Here is a 20,510-nt window from a genome sequence, read left to right as displayed (position 1 = left end):
TATTTGTACAGCTTCTATGGATGTTGCACTGACTAATCGCCCCACTTTTGTGGGGCGAATCGTTTTAAGCCGTATTATCACGCCGCAATCACTACGCCTCCCAGCGCTACCACTATCACCACCAGCCAGGCGGGTAATTTCCAAACGGTTAATAGCAAAAAGCCCGTTAGCGCCAGAGCAAACTCGTAAGGCCCTACAATGGCGCTGGTCCATACGGGGTTGTAGAGCGCGGCCGCTAAAATACCCACCACCGCTGCATTGGCACCACGCATCAGTGCCTGAGCGCTTCCCCACTGACGGAAACGGTTCCAAAACGGCAGCACGCCTACCAAAAGCAAAAAGCCCGGTACAAAAATCGCCAGCAGCGCCAACAGTGCGCCAATCACGCTAGGCAGCCCTGGGAGCAAAGCCCCTAGATAGGCTGCAAAGGTGAACAGTGGCCCTGGCACTGCCTGTGCAGCCCCATAGCCGGTCAAGAACTCATCCGCCGTTATCCAACCGGACTGCACCACTTCGGCTTCCAGCAGCGGCAGCACCACATGACCACCACCAAACACCAGCGCCCCCGAGCGGTAGAACGAATCGACCACGGCCAGCCACACAGCACCACCGGCCAGTAACGGCAACAGCACCAGCAGCGCTACAAAAAGCCCTAGGGAAATCATGCCTACCTTACGTGACACCGCAAAATGCAGCGAGTCGGCCAGCTCTCCCTGAGCACTTTCACGGCAGAGCAACAGCCCCACTAAACCACCCAGCACAATCGCACTCACCTGCCCCAACGGCCCGCTCACCACCACCACGGAAAACACCGCCGCAAGCGCAATGCCTGCGCGGGTTTTATCCGGGCAGAGGTTACGCGCCATCCCCCACACCGCATGGGCCACAATGGCCACCGCGACAATCTTCAAGCCGTGAATAATACCGCTGGCCATCGGCCCATCTAGCAGCGTCGCGCCCATGGCAAACATCGCCAATACCAACGCCGAAGGAAGCGTGAATGCCAGCCACGCCATGGCCGCGCCCCAAGGGCCTGCCCGCATCAGCCCCAACGCAAAGCCTACCTGGCTACTGGCTGGCCCTGGCAAAAATTGGCACAGCGCGACTAAATCCGCGTAGGCCTGTTCGCTTAGCCACTGGCGTCTTTCTACAAACGCCGTGCGAAAGTAGCCAAGGTGCGCGACCGGCCCACCAAACGAGGTCAGCCCCAGCGCTAAAAAAGCCCAAAAGACTTCGCTGGCTCGACCTCTTGCCTGCTTCTCTATCGTCATCGTGCCCACCGTTCATTCAATAAAAAGCGCAAAGCGTTAATGCTACGCCTTGCGCTTGACGACTTAGTGACAGCCTAACCGCATGGGTGACGCTTCGCGGGTTACTCTTGATCAGTCACCGCGCCGGTACTCGCAGAGCTAACCAGCTTGGCGTACTTGGCCAGTACACCGCGCGTATAGCGAGGTGCTGGCTGCTGCCAGGCCGCGCGGCGGCGCATTATCTCTTCATCGCTGATATGCACATCAATGGTATCGGCTTCGGCATCAATGGTGATGGCGTCACCATCTTCCACCAGCGCCAGCGGGCCGCCATCAAACGCTTCCGGCGATACATGCCCCACCACAAACCCGTGGCTGCCGCCAGAGAAACGACCATCGGTAATCAGCGCCACGTCGTTGCCTAAACCACGGCCCATAATGGCCGAGGTAGGGGTGAGCATTTCGCGCATCCCGGGCCCACCTTTCGGGCCTTCGTAGCGAATCACCACCACATCGCCCGCGACCACGGTGCCGTCATTAATTCGCGCCTGGGCTTCCTCTTCCGAGCCAAACACCCGCGCCGAGCCGCTAAAGCGCGTGCCCTCTTTGCCGGTAATTTTCGCCACCGCCCCTTCCGGCGCTAAGTTGCCAAACAGAATACGCAGGTGGCTTTCGGCTTTAATCGGGTTACCCAGCGGCGCGATGATTTGCTGATCCATCGGGTAGGGCTCAACATCAGCGAGGTTCTCCGCCAGCGTCTTGCCAGTCACGGTTAAGCAGTTGCCGTTGAGCAGCCCAGCATCCAACAGGATTTTCATCAGCGGCTGAATGCCGCCAATCGCCACCAGCTCGCTCATCATGTAGTGGCCGCTGGGGCGCAAATCGGCCAGTACCGGCACACGCTTACCGATCTCGGTGAAATCGGCCAGAGTCAGCTCGACACCGATGGTGCGCGCCATACCAATCAGGTGCAGCACCGCGTTGGTGGAGCCCCCAAGAGCAATTACCACGGTCACGGCGTTCTCAAACGCTTCGCGGGTCATGATATCGGAAGGCTTAATGTCTTGAGCCAGCAACGCCAGCACGGCTTCGCCAGCGGCTTTGCAGTCGTCGCGCTTCTCTTGGGAGATGGCGTTTTGCGCTGAACTCCCCGGCAGGCTCATACCCAGCGCCTCAATGGCTGAAGCCATGGTGTTGGCGGTGTACATCCCCCCACAGGAGCCAGGGCCAGGAATCGCGGTCTCTTCGATGTTTTTCAGCTCGATCAGGTCGATGTCGCCACGAGAGTGCGCGCCCATCGCCTCAAACACCGAGACAATATCGGTGTGCCCTTTGCCGGGCATAATGGTGCCGCCGTAAACGAACACGCTGGGGCGATTGAGTCGCGCCAAGCCCATCACACAGCCCGGCATGTTCTTATCGCAGCCGCCAATCGCCACCAGGCCATCAAAGCCTTCGCAACCCGCCACGGTTTCGATGGAGTCGGCAATCACTTCCCGCGAGACCAGCGAGTACTTCATGCCTTCAGTGCCGTTGGCAATGCCATCAGAAATGGTGATGGTATTGAACACCACGCCTTTACCACCGGCGGTATCGGCCCCATCCCGGGCAAACTCCGCCAGCTCACCAATATGGCTATTACACGGCGTCACCATGCTCCAAGTGGAAGCAATACCTACCTGAGGCTTTTGAAAATCGTCATCGTTGAAGCCCACGGCGCGCAGCATGGCGCGGCTAGCCGCTTTACCGGGGCCATCCACCACTTGGGCAGAGTGGCGGCGGGTATTATTGTTGGTCGGCTCGGTCATCACGGACTCCTCTCAATGGCATGGCAAAGGGCACAGCTTGGCGATATATCTTACATCCCGCAAGGTACTTAACTTATGGCACCATAGCCTCACCGCACCCCGTGACGCTGATTGCTGTGAAGGAACGCCGCCATATGCCTGCTAATGCTTTGTTCTCCCCCACTCCGCTCCCCCCTGGTTTTATGGTGGTACATGCTAACCGCTTGGAAGATTTACGCGGTTTGGCGGTGGAGTGGATGCGCCGCCAGCCGTTGGGGCCGTTGGAGAACGAAACCATTCTGGTGCAGAGCAACGGTATTGGGCAGTGGCTGAAGCTGGCGCTGGCGGAAGACCCCAAAAACGGCGGCGCGGGGATTGCGGCGGCGCTAGAGGTGATGCTGCCCGCGCGGTTTCTATGGCAGGCCTACCGCACGGTGCTCACTCACGTTTCGCAAAATGCCGATGCCGTGCCGGAAACCTCGCCGTTTGATAAGTCGCGCTTGGTATGGCGGCTGCTGCGCCTGCTGCCTACCCTGGCCGGGCAGCCGGTGTTCGAGCCGCTGGCGCAGTTTCTAGAAATCGACCGCGACCAGCGCAAGCACTACCAACTGGCCGAGCGGCTGGCGGATCTGTTCGACCAGTACCAGGTCTACCGCGCCGACTGGCTGGACGCCTGGGCCAACGGCCACGATGTGCTGATTACCGCCAGAGGTGAGCACCGCCCGCTGGAAGAGCACCAGCGCTGGCAGCCCGCGCTCTGGCGCATCCTGCGTGACGATGTGGCCGCCACCCAAGGCGATGCCGGGCTGAACAGCAGCCGCGCCCAGGTTCACCAGCGCTTCTTGAAGGCCACCGAGCACCTGGAAGGCCAAGACTGCCCTCCGGGGCTGCCCCGGCGGCTGATTATCTTCGGGATTTCATCGCTGCCCCAGCAAACCCTAGAAGCGCTGGCGGCGCTCTCCCGCTGCTGCCAAATCGTGCTGTGCGTTCACAACCCCTGCCAGTTCTATTGGGCGGATATCATCGAGCACAAAGACCTTCTGCGCGCCCAGCGCTACCGCCAGCGGCGCAAAACCGGCATGCCCGAAGCGCTGGATGTACTGGGCACCGGCGATGCCGATGACGCCCTGCACCTGCACGCCCAGCCGCTGCTGGCCGCCTGGGGCAAGCAGGGCCGCGACTACCTGCGCCTGCTCGATGAGCACGACGACGCAGGCAACTACCAAACCCTATTCGAGCAGCAGGCACTGCGCATCGATATGTTCGAGCCGTTCAGCGGCGAGGATCGCCACTGCCTGCTCAGCCAGCTGCAAGATGACATCCGCGAGCTGCGCCCCGTGGCGGAAACGCAAGGCCACTGGCCCGCACTGCCCGCTGCCGATGACTCCATCGTGTTCCATATCGCCCACGGCCCCCAGCGGGAAGTGGAGATTCTCCACGACCAGCTGCTGGCCGCCTTCAGCGCCGACCCACACCTGCGCCCACGGGACATCATCGTCATGGTGCCGGATATCGACCGCTACGCGCCGCACATCGAAGCGGTGTTTGGCCAGCTGCCCACCGACGACCCGCGGCACATTCCCTACACGCTCTCCGACCAAGCCAGCCGCCACCGCCTGCCGCTGATGATTGCGCTGGAAAAGCTGCTACGGCTGCCGGAGCTGCGCCTGTCGGTGAGCGATTTGCTCGACCTGCTGGATGTACCCGCCCTGCGCCAGCGCTTCGGCCTAGAAGAGCGCGACCTGCCGGTGCTAGAGCGCTGGATGGAGGGTGCGGGAATCCGCTGGGGGCTTAACGCCAAGCAGCGCCAAAGGCTGGAACTGCCCGGCGGGCTGAGCCAAAACACCTGGGCATTCGGCCTGCGCCGCCTGCTGCTGGGCTACACCGTGGGCGAAGGCCACGCGTGGCAAGGTATCGAACCGTTTGATGATATTGGCGGGCTGGAAGCGGGCTTAGCGGGGCCGCTGGCGACGCTGCTAGAGAAGCTCGAAGCCACCTGGGAGAGCTTCTGCCAACCCACTGATGCCGCTACTTGGGTCGCGCGGCTAAGGGAGCTGCTGGAAACTTTCTTTCTTACCGACGACGCCCAAGAGAGCATCATGCTCACCAAGCTGGAGAGCGGCTTGCAGCAGATGCTGGAAAGCAGCCGGGAAGCGGAACTCAACGACCCGCTGCCGCTCTCCATGGTGCGAGAGCACTGGCTGGCGCAGATTGATGAACACAGCCTTTCCCAACGCTTCTTGGCCGGGGCGGTCAACTTCGCCACGCTGATGCCCATGCGTGCTATTCCCTTCAAGCGGGTGTGCCTGCTGGGCATGAACGACGGCGAGTACCCCCGCTCCCAGCCGCCGCTGGATTTCGACCTGATGGGCAGCGACTACCGCCCCGGCGACCGCTCCCGCCGGGAAGACGACCGCTACCTGTTTCTGGAAGCGCTGCTCTCCGCCCGCGACCAGCTCTACGTGAGCTGGGTCGGCCGCAGCCAGATAGATAACACGCCGCTGCCGCCCTCAGTGCTGGTGGGCCAACTGCGCGACCACTTAGAAGCCGGCTGGCAAACGGAAAACGGCGCGCTGCTGCTGGAAACACTCACCACCGAGCATCCGCTGCAGCCTTTTAGCCGCGCTTACTTCAACAGCTCAGCAAGCCGACTGTTCACCTACGCCCACGAATGGCGCGAGGTGCACGCCCCGCGCACGCCACCCGCCGCTAGCCGCACGCTGCCAGCGCCGGAAAACGCCCCCACCAGCCTCTCGCTTGGGCAGCTAGGCAGCTTTCTGCGCGAGCCGGTGCGCAGCTTCTTCAATACTCGCTTAGGGGTCTATTTCGAGCAGGAAGCCATCGCCGAGCTGGACGCCGAGCCATTCGCCCTTGATGGCCTGCAAAACTGGCAGCTCCAAGATCAGCTGATTGCCGCCCAACGCCACGCGGTGGATAACGGCCAGCCGCGTATGGAAGCATTGCACGAAGCCTTGGAGCGCTTTCAAGGCCAAGGCGTGCTGGCCATGGGCGCGTTCGGCGAACGCATGCGCACGGCACTCGCCGAACCCATGGAGGCGCTTTTCAACGCCTACGAAGAAGCGCTCGACGCGTGGCCGCATCCCCTGCCCGACACCATGATTCACTTTGAGGCCCACGGCCTCACGCTGGAAGAACCCTTGGGTGAGCTGCGCCAGGATGAAGCAGGCCGCCGCTGCCGCCTGCTGCTACTCAGTAGCAGCCTGATTAGCCAAGGCAGCGGGCGCGGCCAGTACCGCTGGAGCCACTTGCTGCGCCCCTGGGTCGCGCACCTAGCGGGCAACCTGGATGGCCCGATGACGACGCAACTGCTCTCCAAAGCGGGGCATGTCACGCTAGCGCCGGTGGATGCCGATACCGCCCGCCAGCATTTAGAAACCCAGCTAGCCGCGTGGCAAGCGGGCCTAGAAACCCCGCTACCGCTCGCACCGCAAGCCGCGTTTGCTTGGCTAAGTAAGCAAGGCACGCCGGATATAGCGCAAGAGAAAGGCCGAGACAGCGACGCCTACGCCGCCGCCGAAAGCGCCTATGAAGGCGGCCGCTACCAAACTGGTGAAGTGGCCCAAAGCGCGTATTTAAGCCGCCAGTGGCCCCGCTTCGAGCGGTTGTTCGTCGAACAAGCCAACGGGCACACCTTTGCCACGCTCACAGAAGCGCTCTACGCGCCGCTTCATCAGGCGGTCAAAGGGTAAACCAGCGCGGGTGTTACATAGCGTCGAGCGTTTCCACATCGAACGCCACAATCTGGCGTTTGGCGCTGGAGAACTCGACGCCGATCAGGTGTATGGGCTTGCCAGAGGCGCGGTACTTGTCGGCGTACCCCTTCTGCTTGATTTGCGCCAGCGCCTGACCTTCCGGCAGCTGCTCCACCACTTTGAACTCGAACAGGTAGATATGCCCGCCAAAGTTCACGCTCATATCCACCTTGCCGTGGTGGCTGGCATCTTCCACCGTCACCTCCAGCCCCAGGGCCGCGAAGTGGCTGTAGAACACGCTTGCATAATGGCCTTCATAGCGAGCAATCGGGTTGTTGCGGTACCAGTCATGGGGCAGCCCGGCATAAAGCGCCTTTAGGTGCGCTTCTAACCCGACAAGGTCATGCTGGCTTAAATGGCGGAACAGCGTTCTACGCTCACGCGGGGCGTTTTCGACCCCCAGCGATGGCAGCAAGGCGTGGTTGAGGCTGGTTTCCACCTCACGGTTAGGGAAGCCCAGCGTGTACTGGCGGTATCCCAGCAGCGGCTCCTCTACCTGCTGGATGGTCAGGTAGCCGGTTTGAAACAGCAGGCCTTCGGTGCTGATCTGATCCACATCGAACTGGCTGAGCAGTTCATACTCGGTTTCCCAGTGATCCAGTGAGGGCGTAAATACACCCCGCTGTTTGAGAATATCGACCAGGAACGTCGGCGTGGCAGACTCGAACCAGTACGGCGCAAACTCGCGCTTTTGAAACAGTAGCAGCACATCAAAGGGGTTGTAGACAGACACTACCTCGCGCCCGCCCCAGCGGTAGCCGTTGTACCACTGACGAATGGCTTCACGATCCAAGCCGGGTAGCTCCGGCGCGAACACCGTATCGATGTCTTCGTCGGTGTAACCGCAGATTGTGCTTAAGTGAGCATCCAGGGTGATATCGTTCAGGTTGTTCAACCCCGAAAACAAGCTCACCTTACTGAACTTGGAAACCCCGGTGAGCAGCACGAAGTGCAAATGAGGGTCGGCATCTTTCAGCACGCTATACAGGTTCTTCAACCCCTCACGCAGCTCCCGAGCACGCTCAGGTTCCAGAATGTTATCCAGAATCGGCTTGTCGTATTCGTCGATCAGTACCACCACCCGCTGGCCATATTGCTGGTGGGCGCTGCGAATCAGAGTTGAAAATTCACCGGGTATATCCGTCTTGTGGTGTTGGACAATTCCCAGCCGCTCACGCTGAACTCGGAGCTGATCACGAATACGCTCATCCAGCGCGTCACGGCTCTGCATGACGCCATCGGCAAAGCTGATACGAATGACCGGGTAACGCTGTTGCCAGTCCCACCTGTCGTGAATATATAGCCCTTCAAACAGCGCCTGGCGGCCCTCGAACAGGCAGCGCAGCGTATCCAGCAACAGGCTTTTGCCGAAGCGGCGCGGCCGCGAGAGAAAGTAGTATTTGTTCTGGTTGACCAGGCGCTCGATATGCGGCGTTTTATCCACGTAGTAATAGTCGCCCTCGCGGATATCCGAGAACGTCTGAATCCCGATGGGGAGCTTACGGCGATGGGCATCCTGCACGGCGGCCTCCAGAACACAAAGTGCGATACAAAGAGCAGTTTAGCATGCGGCTGCCCCAGGCAGCCTCAGATCAGCGGGCTTTCATCTCCCTTGCCGCCCAGCGATAAAATGCGCTTAGCCAACGCAATCATCTCCGGGTCGCCGGTGTTCTTGGTGGGCACATCGGACAGCTTCACCACCGGCAGCCAGCCCTGCCCCTCGGGGCGGGCCTCGACCATCTTGATCACCATGTTCATGGGCGCCACGCCAATATCGTTAGTGAAGTTGGTGCCAATACCAAACGCCATGCCAATACGCCCCTGGCAGCAGGCGCGGATGCGTTCCACTTTTTCAGGGGTGAGTGCATCGGAGAAGATAATGGTTTTGCTCAGCGGGTTAATGCCCAGGCGTTGGTAGTGGGCAATGGTGGCATCGGCAAACTCAATCGGGTCGCCGCTATCGTGGCGCACGCCGTCAAACAGCTTGGCGAACTTCTTATCGAAGCTCTCGAAAAAGGCGCGGGTAGTAAAGGTATCGGTCAGCGCGATGCCCAAATCGCCCCGATAAACATCCACCCAGTGCTCCAGCGCCAAGCTATTGGCCATTTTGAAACCGAAACGCGCCCCGTGGAACATAAACCACTCGTGGGCGTGGGTGCCGATGGGCTTCACCCCGTGGCGCATCGCCAGCAGCACGTTGCTGGTGCCGCTGAAGGCCTCGCCGCCGTAGTGGCGCAGCGCTTTGACGACCCGGTCGTGCACCGCAAACGAGAAACGCCGACGGGTGCCGAACTCGGCAATCTTCAGCCCGTGCTGGCGGTAGAGTTCGATCTTCTTCCGGGTGCGCTGCTCGATGAGCGCTTCATCCTCTTCAGACACCGCCACGCCGCGCAGCCGATACCATAGCTCACTGATCAACGCCATCAGCGGCACTTCCCACAAAATGGTGCGGTACCACGGGCCTTCCATCACCACCGAGAGCTCGCTGCCCTGCTGCTCGATCGTCACTTCGCGGGGGTCGTAACGAAAGCCCGCCAGAAAATCGAGATAGGTGGGGTCTAAGTAAGGGCAAGTGGTTTCCAGGTAGCGCTTCTCCTCATCAGACAAGCGCAGCGCCGCCATGCGATCCACCTCACCGCGCAGCGCCTCACCAAAGCCCTCAGGAAACGCATGCTCCCCGCGATTGATAAACGCATAACGGGCATGGGCATAGGGGAAGCGTTTAATCACGGCGTTCTGCATCGTGATTTTGTAGAAATCGTTATCCAGAAGCGAGGTCAGCATGAGATCCCTTCGTGTGAGTGAACCGAAGCCGCTGGTAGCGTAAACTGAGCATCCTAAGAGTGGCTTGGCGGCTAGATTAGCAGGTGGCAAAGCACTCATACAGTCTAGGCCCCAAGCAGGGGCGCGTTATTGTTGGAGCCTGAAGAATGAGCCAGCCCGCCCCGCTGAACCCGCTGACGCTACCGCTTCACGGCAGCCGTTTGATTGAAGCCAGTGCGGGTACGGGGAAAACCTTCACCATTGCGCTGCTGTATGTGCGCTTGGTGCTGGGCGGCCAGCACAGTGAAGACGACACCGCCTTCGTACGCCCGCTCACCCCGCCGGAAATTTTGGTGGTCACGTTCACCAACGCCGCCACGCAAGAATTGCGCGAACGTATCCGCCACCGGCTAGTGGAAGCGGCGGCGGTGTTTCGGCATCAGGGTGAAGACTCACTTCTGCTCGCGCTACGCAGCCAATACCCCGAGGCCACGTGGCCCGCCTGCGCCCGCCGCCTGGAGCTAGCCGCCGAGTGGATGGACGAAGCCGCCGTTTCTACCATCCATAGCTGGTGCTACCGCATGCTGCGCGAACACGCCTTCGATAGCGGCAGCCTGTTCTCGCTCAATTTGGAAAACGACCAGCAAGAGCTGGAACAAGAGGTAGTGCGCGACTACTGGCGCACCTTCTACTACCCGCTGGACGCCGAAGCGCTGGGCAGCATTACCGGCTACTGGAAGTCGCCGGACCAACTCCACGGGCAGGTGCGCAAACTGCTGGCCGAAAGCGAAGCCCTAGGCAGCCCCCGACCCGCCCCCGAGCAAACCCTCAGCGCCGCCCAAGCCGAGCGCAGCGCTCGCCTAGCCGAGCTAAAAGCCCCCTGGCCTGCTTGGCTGGATGACCTAGTGCCCGCACTGGAAGACGCCGCCAAACGCAAAGCCTTCAAAGGCCAAAGCTTCAACGCCAAAAGCCGCGCCAACTGGCTAGGCGCGCTGCGGGAGTGGTGCGACAGCGACGCCACCCGCCCCGCACTCACCGATGCCGCCTGGAAACGCCTCACCCCAGACGGCATGGCCGAGATATGGAAAGAGGGCGCGCCCCCTTGCCCCGCCGCCTGGGAAGCGCTGGCCGAGCTGCCCGCCGCACTGAACGCCCTGCCCGAACCGCGCAACGACCTGCTGATTCACGCCGTGCAGTGGTGCAAAGTGCGCCTGGAGCGGGAGCAAGAGCGCCGCGCCGAAATGGGCCCCAACGACCTGCTCACCCACTTGGACCGCGCCCTGCAAGGCCCCAATAAAGAAGCGCTGGCTGCGCAAATACTGCGCCAGTTCCCCGTGGCGCTGATCGACGAGTTCCAGGACACCGACCCCATCCAGTACCGTATTTTCAACGCGGTGTATGAGGTCGCCAACCCCCGCCGAGACGCCGCCATGCTGCTGATCGGCGACCCCAAGCAGGCCATTTACGCCTTTCGCGGCGCGGATATCTTCACCTACTTAAAAGCCCGCGAAGACACCGCAGGCCGCCACGTGACGCTGGGCACCAACTACCGCTCCAGCCGCGCCATGGTAGAGGCGGTGAACCACTGCTTCCGCTACGCCGATGAGCACCCGGCCGGGGCATTTCTGTTCCGCGAAGAAGGCGGCGACAACCCGCTGCCGTTTCTGCCGGTAGACGCCAAAGGCCGAAGTGAACAGCTCGTTCACCAGGGCAAACCGCTGCCCGCCATGACGCTCTGGCCGCTCGCCGCCGACGAGCCACTCTCCAAAACCGCCTACCAAACCGAGATGGCCGAACGCTGCGCCTCGTACATGGCGGAACTGCTCAGCGCAGGACAGAAAGGCGAGAGCGGCTTTCAAACCGATGAGACACTCACTCCGCTCAAGCCCTCGGATATGGCGGTGTTGGTGAACGGCCTACAGGAAGCCCGCGCCATTCGCCAAGCGCTAGCCAGCCGTGGGGTGAAGAGCGTGTATCTTTCTGATCACGATAAGGTGTTTAGCTCGCCCATGGCCGCCCAGGTAGAGCGCTGGCTGCGCGCCTGCGCCGAGCCGCTGGCTAGCTCCCGCCAAGCCGAAGCGCACCTGCGCGCTGCGCTGGCCACGCCGGTGTTGGGGCTAAGTTTGGCGGACCTAGACCACCTGCAGCAAAACGAGCTGGCCTGGGAAGAGCGGGTAGAGCAGTTCAGCCACTACCACCGCCTGTGGCAGCGCCAGGGCGTGCTGCCGCTGGTGCGCCGCATGATGGTGGATTTTGATATTCCCGCCCGCCTGCTGGCGGAGTTTGAAGAGGGTGAGCGCTTGCTCACCGACCTGCTGCACCTGGGCGAACTGCTGCAGCAGGCCAGCGCCGAACTGGACGGCGAGCACGCGCTGATTCGCTTTCTGTTTGACGCCATCGCCGACCCGGAAAGCCACGGCGACAGCCACAAACTGCGCCTGGAGAGCGACGCGGATTTGGTGAAGGTGGTCACCATCCACAAATCCAAAGGACTGGAGTACCCGCTGGTGTTCCTGCCCTTCATCGCCAACCACCGCCCGGTTAAAGCCGAAGACGTACCGCTGCGCTGGCACGATGGCGAAGGCAACCTACAGCTCAGCCTAGAAGCCGATGACGCGATACTCGCCACCGCCGACCGCGAACGGCTGGGGGAAGACCTGCGCAAACTCTACGTCGCGCTTACCCGCGCCCGCCACGCCACCTGGCTGGGGCTGGCCCCGCTGAAAGGCCTGGAGAACAGCGCGCTGGGCTACCTGCTAAAAGGCGGCAATGCCCTTTCACCGGAGGCGCTCAATAAAGCGCTTGGTGAGCTGGTGGAAGGCAGCGAGATACAGATTCACCAGCCACCCGCGCCCACCGCAGAGCGCGTGGCCCAAGTGGAGCAAAGCAGTGTGCTGGGCCACGCCCGCACGCCCACGCGCCCTGCCAAAGAGCACTGGTGGATTGCCAGCTACTCCGCGCTGCGGCTTTCCGGCACGCTGACCGCCCCGGCACTGCCACCGCTGGAACCCACCACCGCCCAGGAAGCCACCGCCTTCGAAGTGCTGGATGAACCTCGGGATCTATCTCAACCGGAAGCATATCACCTGCACAAATTCCCCCGTGGCCCCGGCCCCGGCACCTTTCTGCACGGGCTGCTGGAGTGGGCGGGCAAGCAAGGCTTTAATGCCGCCGCGAACGATATGGACGTCCTCAACGACATGCTGTGGAGGCGGGTGCAGCTACGCGGCTGGCAGGCATGGCAAGAACCGCTGGCGGGCTGGCTAAGCGCCCTGCTGACCACGCCGCTACCGCTGGCCGCGCCCACCCCGCAAAGCGTGGCGCTGAATGAGCTAGAAAGCTATCAGGTAGAGCTAGAGTTCTGGTTTGCCGCCAAGCGGGTGAACACCCAAGCTATCGATGCGCTGGTAAGCAAGCACTTACTGCCAGGGGTAGAGCGCCCCGCGCTGGATGTCGACACCCTGAACGGCATGCTGAAAGGCTTCATTGACTTGGCCTTCGAGCACCAGGGGCGCTTTTACGTGCTGGACTGGAAATCGAACTACCTAGGCCCCAACGACAGCGCCTACGAACCCGAGGCCTTACGCCACGCGCTGCTCGCCAAACGCTACGACCTACAAGCCGCGCTCTACTTACTCGCCATGCACCGGCTTTTAAAAGCGCGCCTGCCGGATTACGACCCGCACCAGCATTTGGGCGGTTCGATGACGGTATTTTTACGCGGCAGCCGCAGCCCTGGGCGCGGCGTGGTGGGCGAACCCGCCCCGGTTGAACTCATCGAAGCCCTGGATAGCCTATTTGCAGGCGAGCCACACGCCACCCAGCAGGAGGCCACGGCATGAGCCGCCAGCACGACACCCACACCTTCGATATGTTCGGCGAAGCCGCCAGCGCCCACCCTGCACTCGGCAGCACCCCAGAACTGCTGGCCCTGTGCGAACGCTGGGTAGCGCGAGGCTGGCTGCGGGACTTGGACCGCGCCCTGGTGCGCTTTTTAGCCAGTGAAGCCCCGGACGCCCCCACGCTGCTGCTACTGGCGGCAGCACTTGCCAGCCACCAGCTAGGCCGCGGCCACGTATGCCTGGATATTAACGCCACGCTGAACGCGCCGGATTTCGCCCTTTCGCTACCGCCCGAAGGGGACGACCTCACCGACCCGCCGCCGCTGCCCAGCGACGTGCTGGCCACGCTCACGCTTAGCGAATGGCAAGCCGCCCTGCACCACCCGCTGCTCACCAGCGAAGGCTCCGGCAACACTCCACTGGTCGTAGTGACCACTCACTCAGCCAGCGGCACCCCCAGCACGCGGCTATACTTGCGCCGCTACTGGCAGTACGAACAAAGCCTGCACCAACACATCGCCGCCCGCCTGGAAACTACCAGCACCGGCTCAGAAAGCACGGGCACAGAAGGCCAAAGTGGGAGGCCAATTCATTGGGCGACGGGTGACGCCAGTCACCCTGGGTTACTCCCCCAAGCCCTGAACATACTGTTCAAACAAAGCAACGGCCTAGACTGGCAAAAAACCGCCTGCGCCCTGGCTGCCCGCAGCCGCTTCGGCATCATTACCGGCGGCCCCGGCACCGGCAAAACCACCACCGTGGTGCGCCTGCTCGCCCTGCTGCAAACCCTGCAACTGGCCCAGCACCCCAGCCAGCCGCTACGCATCCGCCTAGCCGCCCCCACCGGCAAAGCCGCCGCCCGCTTAAATGAATCCATCGCAGGGCAAGTCGCCAAGCTCCCCTTCACTGACCTAACCACTTTGTTGAAAGAGGCAAAGCAAGAGGGAATCTTGTGGGAGGGAGCTTTAGCTCGCGACGATTCAGCCACAGAACAGCTAAAAGCCACCATCCCCACAGAAGTCACCACCCTCCACCGTTTACTCGGCGCACGCCCCGACACCCGCCACTTCCGCCACAGCGCCGCCAACCCGCTGGCGCTGGATGTGCTGGTGATCGACGAAGCCTCGATGGTGGATATCGAAATGATGGCCGCCACCCTCAGCGCCCTGCCCGCCCACACCCAGTGCATTCTGCTGGGGGATAAAGACCAGCTCGCCTCGGTAGAGGCAGGCTCGGTACTCGGCGACCTATGCCGCCGCGCGGAAGCCGCCCACTACACCCCGGCCACCGCCGAATGGCTGGCCCAGGCCACCGGCCAGCCGCTGCCAGCCGAGTTCATCGCCCCCGCAGGCCAACCGCTCGACCAAGCCATTACCATGCTGCGGGTTAGCCACCGCTTCAATGAACACAGCGGCATCGGCCAGCTGGCGAAAGCCATTAACCAGCCGGGTCATGCGCAAAGCGAACGGGAAAAACAGCAGGCAGTCACAGCCGTGCTGCGCCACGGCTACCCGGATATTCACCATTTGGTGATGAGTGACGACGCCGCGCTGGATAAGCTGGTGATTCACGGCAGCCCCAGCGGCTTTGCAGGCAACGGCGAAGGCCGCACCGACCACGAAGGCAAGCCCATCGCCCCGCCCACCGGCTACCGCCACTACCTTAACGTGCTGCACGCACAGCGCCCACGGGGGGAGTCGTTCGAGGAGAACACAACCGCCTACAACACCTGGGCCAGCGAGGTACTCAGCGCCTACAGCCATTACCAACTGCTGTGCGCGCTGCGCAAAGGCCCCTGGGGGGTAGTAGGGTTAAACCAGCGCATCGCCAGCACATTGCGCCGCGAAAAGCTGCTGTTCGGCAGTGACTACACGCTAGAGAAAGGCTGGTACGAAGGCCGCCCCGTGCTGGTTACTCAAAACGACTACGGCCTGAAACTGATGAACGGCGATATCGGCATCACCCTGGCCGTGCCCGACCCGCGCAATCCGCAGCAGAAGTTATTAAGAGTCGCCTTCACCACTAGCGACCCCGACAAGCCCATCCGCTGGGTGCTGCCTTCCCGCCTGCACGCGGTAGAAACCGTGTTTGCGATGACGGTTCACAAATCCCAAGGCTCCGAGTTTTTGCACACCGCCCTACTGCTACCGCCCACCCTAAACCCCATTCTGACCCGCGAGCTGGTATACACCGGCATCACCCGCGCCCGCGAATGGCTCACGGTGGTGGAAGCCAAGCGCGGGGTGTTGAATGAGGCGGTGGTGAGGGAGGTGGTTAGGGTTAGTGGCATCTAAAATGCTTATTGTTTAAGCTCAAACTATGCCAATGATAGTAATTTTTCGATTAAAGCGCTTTCCTCAAAACTCTAGTATAATACTTAAAAACTGGCTAGCTATACACAATGCCAGCCGTTCACTATATTTACTTAATTTTTCCATGCTTGTTTTTCAAAAACCAAGATTTTATACTTCAACCTAAAGCTCCTTCATAAGCTAGTTAAATCTGCGTCATTAACCGTGTACAAGAATTTATTTCTGGGCACATACTCTTTTCTTTGCATAAGGTTTATAATTCTCACATGCTTACCGTACTTTAAATACTTATAAGTAAAGTACCTAGCAACTTTATCTTCATGCGTAGACAAGATGATTTGTTTTTCACAGAAATCATTACGCAACACTTCGACTAAAGATGACATATTTATCTCATCCATAGTCTGAACAGGGTCATCAATTAAAATGCTTGAAAATCTTTTCGCATAGACTTTGTTTAAGGCTAAGGTTAAAGCGATAACTACTGCAGACACCTGTCCAGAACTCATGGTATTGAGTATATCGTGATCACTATCCCAATTAGAAACGAGGCGTACGTTTTTGAGCTCATCCTCACCTTTTGGATCTTTAATAAGTATTCCATGCCCCATTCCTGCTTGATGTGTTTGTAAAATTTTACCTGAATAAATGTAGAATGGGATTTCAATGTCAGTGATTAACTTTTTTCTATACTGCTTAACTTTTCTGCCAATAGTATTAATTATCCGGCTTACGTCATCAGCAGCTTGCCCAAATAGATCGATTTGCCTTAAAAGCTTATCTAACTCATCCTTAACTTCTTTCATAGAACTAAAATAGAGTTTTTTGACATAATCCTCTTTCTCCTCAAGTTGAGAGACTCTAACCCCAGCCAGCTTATTTTTACTATTTTGAAAATAATCTCTGTAAATTCTATCAAAATTATTAGAGCCATTAGCTTCATAATATCCTTCAGGAGCATCGCCAATCGAAGCAAGTATTCGCTCACACAGATGATCGGCAGCCTCGGATATTTTATTAGGGCCACCTATTATAGGAAAAGTTTCTAAAATCAATTCATCATGCTGGACTTCTTCATTCACCAACCAATTACGAAGGTTTGTTAAACGCTCATGATTTTGTAGCGCCTTAGACAGAGAAAACAAATCTTCTTGAGAAGGTGCAATTGTTTTTTCTAGATAAGAGGAACATGCTTGAACTAAAGAAAATAGATATTTATGATTAAAATCATCTCTTGCCTTAACGAGATGCTTATCATGCACAGAAAGTTCAGAGCGGAGCAGATCACCATGTTGAGCTATAGCGTTAGTCAAAGTATCATGGGATTGATAATCATGCCCACAAAGCAGGCAAAGTGCTACATCTGGTATTTTTTTAATGTCTCTAGCCATATAATCATGATGTTTGAGCAGCTCGGAATATATTGAATTAAGGCCATTTGCCTTTTTCTCTAAATCCAAAAGAGACTGCAACTCCGTTTCAAACCCAGCATCTATGCTTAAATCTAAAATCTCAATAATAAATTTAATATTATCGATGCTATTTATTTTAACCAGATCACCACTTTTAAGAATTGGATATGAGTTTTCTATTAGCTGATATTCCTGACTTTTTAAGGCATATGAATCATACTCATTGACTACATTATAGTATCCAACATATAATTCAATAATCTCTCTTTGTTGAATGGCACTTTCAAACCTCCGCTTCCTTAAATAATAGTTTTGATACTCAACTAATTTTTTTACACTTATAATTTCAGACAAGCTTTTATTGAGCTTTTCATCATTTAACTCTGGAATGTTCAGCGTATCCCAGAATGGGCTACTACTGATATCAGCCAGCCATGGTAAAACATAAAAATGTTGCTCATCTACCAACCTAGCTGTGCGAACATTCTCATCTATCTTATAAATTCGATTAATCTCCTCAACTCGATTAACAGCAGTTCTTTTTGCTGACATCAACTTTTTATAAAAATCTTTGAGCCTGTATAGTTTCTGATCAGCTTCGCCTGTATTACCGAATAGTTGAGATAGTTCATCTGCTCGTTTTGACTCATTATTTGTTTTAAGAAATAGCGCTGTATCTTCCTGTTGTACATAATGGAATAAGAGAAAGTCACGTGCAAAATCTTTACAATTAAAATATCTATCTAGCTCGCTCTGATTCGAAGGTACCGAAATACCATCAACAATTTCGTTCAACTCCCATAGCTCAGCGAATTTTGATATTTTCTTTGAACTCTTAGGAACTGGATTCTTTAGCTTCCGTTGAAATATTTTTGAATTAGAGTCCTCTGATTTAAATTCTAATTCTATCTCAACATTTTCGGCGCCTTGATGTGCGACAACGATATCATCAGGATACTGACGGTCATCTAAAGTGATGAGACGTCTAATTTTTCCTGTTAAGCCTAACTCTATGGCATCAAAGACAGATGTCTTCCCGTATCCGTTCGGCCCATCAAGCAAAATTAAACGACTATCTTCAAAATTTATACAGTAAGGCTCAGCACCGAACACTTTGAAATTCTTAAACTTGATTTTATTTATCTTAATCACATTAAGCCCTCCAAATTCTTTCAACACACTCAAGAATATTTTCTTCACTCCATTCTACATCTTCACTTAACAACTGGTTATAAATAGAAAACTGATCGCTAGTAAGCGAACTCTCAATCTCCTTATCAAGATTAACAAGACTTTGTTCTTTAGGAGCATAAGAAAAAAAAGGAAGCTTTAAAACAACTTTCAATATAAGGGAATAATAATTTCTTTGCTGCTTGTGGTTATCCTTAAAAGACAAGAACGACCTCCCTTCATCAGAATTAATCATTCTATTTATTACAAAGCCATTCAAACTCTCAATCTTCAATTCTTTCATGTATTTCTTCAAATCAGCAAGCTCTTCATGATAATAAGATATAACATTCTTTTTAAAATTATACTGATCTTCCTCAATCAATAATACTGTATCTCTATTAATTTTATCTTCCTCGAAACATAAAAGCATCGTGCAATTTTTTAAAAATTCATTGTTTACTTTCCCTGAGCTAAAAACTTGCTCGAACAACGGTTCAGCCTTTATTTCCAACCAGTTCCTTGCTTCCGCATCAGTTTGATTGCGTAATCTTACAGCAACGAAATATTCTTCTCTCATGATTTCTTCAAGTGGCTGATAAATGTAAATCTCAGCTTCATCATGGTGTAATTCTAAATCAACTAGTCTATATCCGTTACTATCAAGTATATTCTTAACTACCTCAATCATTAATCTAGCACTCCCTTTGCATAAACTATAGGAACAAGAGTTATATTTTTTAACACTTCATCTCTTTTAGATCGCCTATCTTCATCTTCTGCTTGTGGAGCTGTTGTATTGGTCATTGAGTCTGGAGAAAAAACATACTTTTCTGAGCCACCACAAATCAAATAACCAACCTCGTATAAAGCTTCGATCATGTTATGATTTTTAACAATTTGTTTTGCAGTGTAAGACCTAGGAACAGCACTTGTAATAGTTGTGGGCAGAAAGCTCTGACCAGGTGAACTATTTGCACGATAGATAAATTTATAAGGGGACCCTTTTTGCACTACTTTTTCAATATTTAACTTATGAAACACCTCGATTAAAACATGCCTAATCCCTTCAGTGCTTACTTCAAGTGCATTTTCTGTATTACACTCGTGATGCAGGCTACTTTGAGGAGAGAAACTACGATAATACTCCCATAGCTCATCTGGATTGAGGCTTAAAAGAAACTTTCTTGCTTCTTTTAAATTACAGACCAAACCATCCTCTGGCTCAGAATAGTTGCAGGAATCTTCCATATAGTCATCTATCAAAGCGGCGAATTTTTCTTTAAATTTAAAAGCTAAATAAAAACTACCAATATCCTCTCTGTCACATTCTAAAGAACTAACAATATCACTAAATTCTAGTTGTATTTTTTCTTGATCTCGCTTAGTTTTATGCCGATCAATAATGTAACTATCCATCATCCCTAAAAAATAATAAAATGTTTTATCCTTTTTCTCATCAGTATTAACAGTACCCTTTTTATCCCAATATTTGGCCATTTCCGACTTCAATTTGGAATTTATTTCATTTAAATCACAATATGCATTTCCATCATCATACACATAGCAATCTAACCTTTCGAGAGCATTATTATCTCTTGTGACTATTGCTTTTAAAATATCGCGCAACTGCGGTGCGGAAAAATCTTTAAATGCTAATCTTAGGATAGCTGCTTTTTTTGGAATTTTGGTAGCAGTTGAAGCAGCCTTTGCTAGGATAGTGCCTTCATCCTTAGGGTCTGAGTTGTCAAAATCTTTTATAATTTCACTCATGTCATGCCGCAGCGATGCTTTCAAATCTGCATAGTTTGGCTTAGAATTAATTGGCTTCCATGTGTGAATTTTTCCCAAAACTGAAGGCTGTTTATATAATTCTAAAACAATTCCTAACAAGGCATCTGAGTAGTCATTGTAAGAACTGGAATTATATGCTTTAACCTGATGAATAGAGACAGCAACCCGATTTCTCTTGATCTCAAAATCTTCAGTATCCTCTAGCATCAAGCTATAATTAGAAAAATCTTCGGCTTCAATCTTTTTATTTATAAAACTTAAGGCATAATATAGAGCCACTTTACCTTGATAATTAAACCCACTCCATGAGGGTGACGCATCAAAAGCCATTAAAAAATCCTGTATTAACAAAATTATTAATTTTCACTTAGGGGAGGTTTCAACACACCCTCTGTATTAAGATTAAT

The 20,510-nt window shown here is 55.4% G+C and carries 10 protein-coding genes; 3 read left to right on the top strand and 7 right to left on the bottom strand.

All coding sequences use genetic code 11. The features are described 5' to 3' along the window. Positions 1 to 77: 77 nt before the first annotated feature. A complete protein-coding gene (chrA, locus tag IEW65_RS10050) occupies positions 78 to 1,271 on the bottom strand; it encodes a chromate efflux transporter (RefSeq protein WP_188639332.1) in 1,194 nt (397 codons plus the stop codon). Positions 1,272 to 1,372: 101 nt separating this feature from the next. Continuing rightward, positions 1,373 to 3,058: a dihydroxy-acid dehydratase gene (gene ilvD / locus IEW65_RS10045; RefSeq protein ID WP_188639331.1), complete on the bottom strand. Its 1,686-nt coding sequence runs from the start codon at positions 3,056 to 3,058 to the stop codon at positions 1,373 to 1,375. Between the two features lie 134 nt (positions 3,059 to 3,192). On the opposite strand from ilvD, the gene recC reads away from it, so the two are divergent. Continuing rightward, positions 3,193 to 6,747 carry an exodeoxyribonuclease V subunit gamma gene (gene recC, locus IEW65_RS10040; protein ID WP_188639330.1) on the top strand — a complete coding sequence of 1,185 codons (3,555 nt, stop codon included), beginning with the start codon at positions 3,193 to 3,195 and terminating at the stop codon, positions 6,745 to 6,747. A gap of 13 nt (positions 6,748 to 6,760) precedes the next feature. Here the strand turns inward: recC and IEW65_RS10035 are convergent, their stop codons facing one another. Then, entirely contained in the window at positions 6,761 to 8,332 is a 1,572-nt protein-coding gene (locus tag IEW65_RS10035) for an ATP-binding protein (protein WP_188639329.1), read from the bottom strand. A 65-nt stretch (positions 8,333 to 8,397) separates the two neighbouring features. Beyond that, on the bottom strand, positions 8,398 to 9,594 hold the full coding sequence (gene pncB, locus IEW65_RS10030; RefSeq protein WP_188639328.1) for a nicotinate phosphoribosyltransferase: 1,197 nt from the start codon (positions 9,592 to 9,594) through the stop codon (positions 8,398 to 8,400). Positions 9,595 to 9,740: 146 nt separating this feature from the next. Here pncB and recB point away from each other — a divergent pair, with 146 nt between their 5' ends. Together recB and recD are read left to right on the top strand one after the other, a co-directional pair. After that, a complete protein-coding gene (gene recB, locus IEW65_RS10025) occupies positions 9,741 to 13,415 on the top strand; it encodes an exodeoxyribonuclease V subunit beta (RefSeq protein ID WP_188639327.1) in 3,675 nt (1,224 codons plus the stop codon). Then, positions 13,412 to 15,709 (top strand): exodeoxyribonuclease V subunit alpha, encoded by a 2,298-nt coding sequence (recD, locus tag IEW65_RS10020; protein ID WP_188639326.1) that lies wholly within the window; start codon positions 13,412 to 13,414, stop codon positions 15,707 to 15,709. The genes recB and recD overlap by 4 nt, the downstream gene beginning before the upstream one ends. Before the next feature lie 191 nt (positions 15,710 to 15,900). Here recD and IEW65_RS10015 read toward each other — a convergent pair whose 3' ends face one another. From IEW65_RS10015 to IEW65_RS10005, 3 genes are read right to left on the bottom strand one after another with little or no spacing between them, the layout of a single operon-like run. Next, positions 15,901 to 18,318, bottom strand: coding sequence for an AAA family ATPase (locus tag IEW65_RS10015; protein ID WP_229755540.1), 2,418 nt, complete (start codon positions 18,316 to 18,318; stop codon positions 15,901 to 15,903). After that, positions 18,293 to 19,000, bottom strand: a complete 708-nt coding sequence (locus IEW65_RS10010; RefSeq protein WP_188639325.1) for an ABC-three component system middle component 1 — start codon at positions 18,998 to 19,000, stop codon at positions 18,293 to 18,295. The genes IEW65_RS10015 and IEW65_RS10010 overlap by 26 nt, the downstream gene beginning before the upstream one ends. Further along, entirely contained in the window at positions 19,000 to 20,433 is a 1,434-nt protein-coding gene (locus IEW65_RS10005; protein WP_188639324.1) for an ABC-three component system protein, read from the bottom strand. The genes IEW65_RS10010 and IEW65_RS10005 overlap by 1 nt, the downstream gene beginning before the upstream one ends. Positions 20,434 to 20,510: the final 77 nt, after the last annotated feature.

Source organism: Vreelandella lutescens (assembly GCF_014640815.1).
Lineage (GTDB): Bacteria > Pseudomonadota > Gammaproteobacteria > Pseudomonadales > Halomonadaceae > Vreelandella > Vreelandella lutescens.
This window is presented reverse-complemented; position numbering and strand designations above follow the sequence as displayed.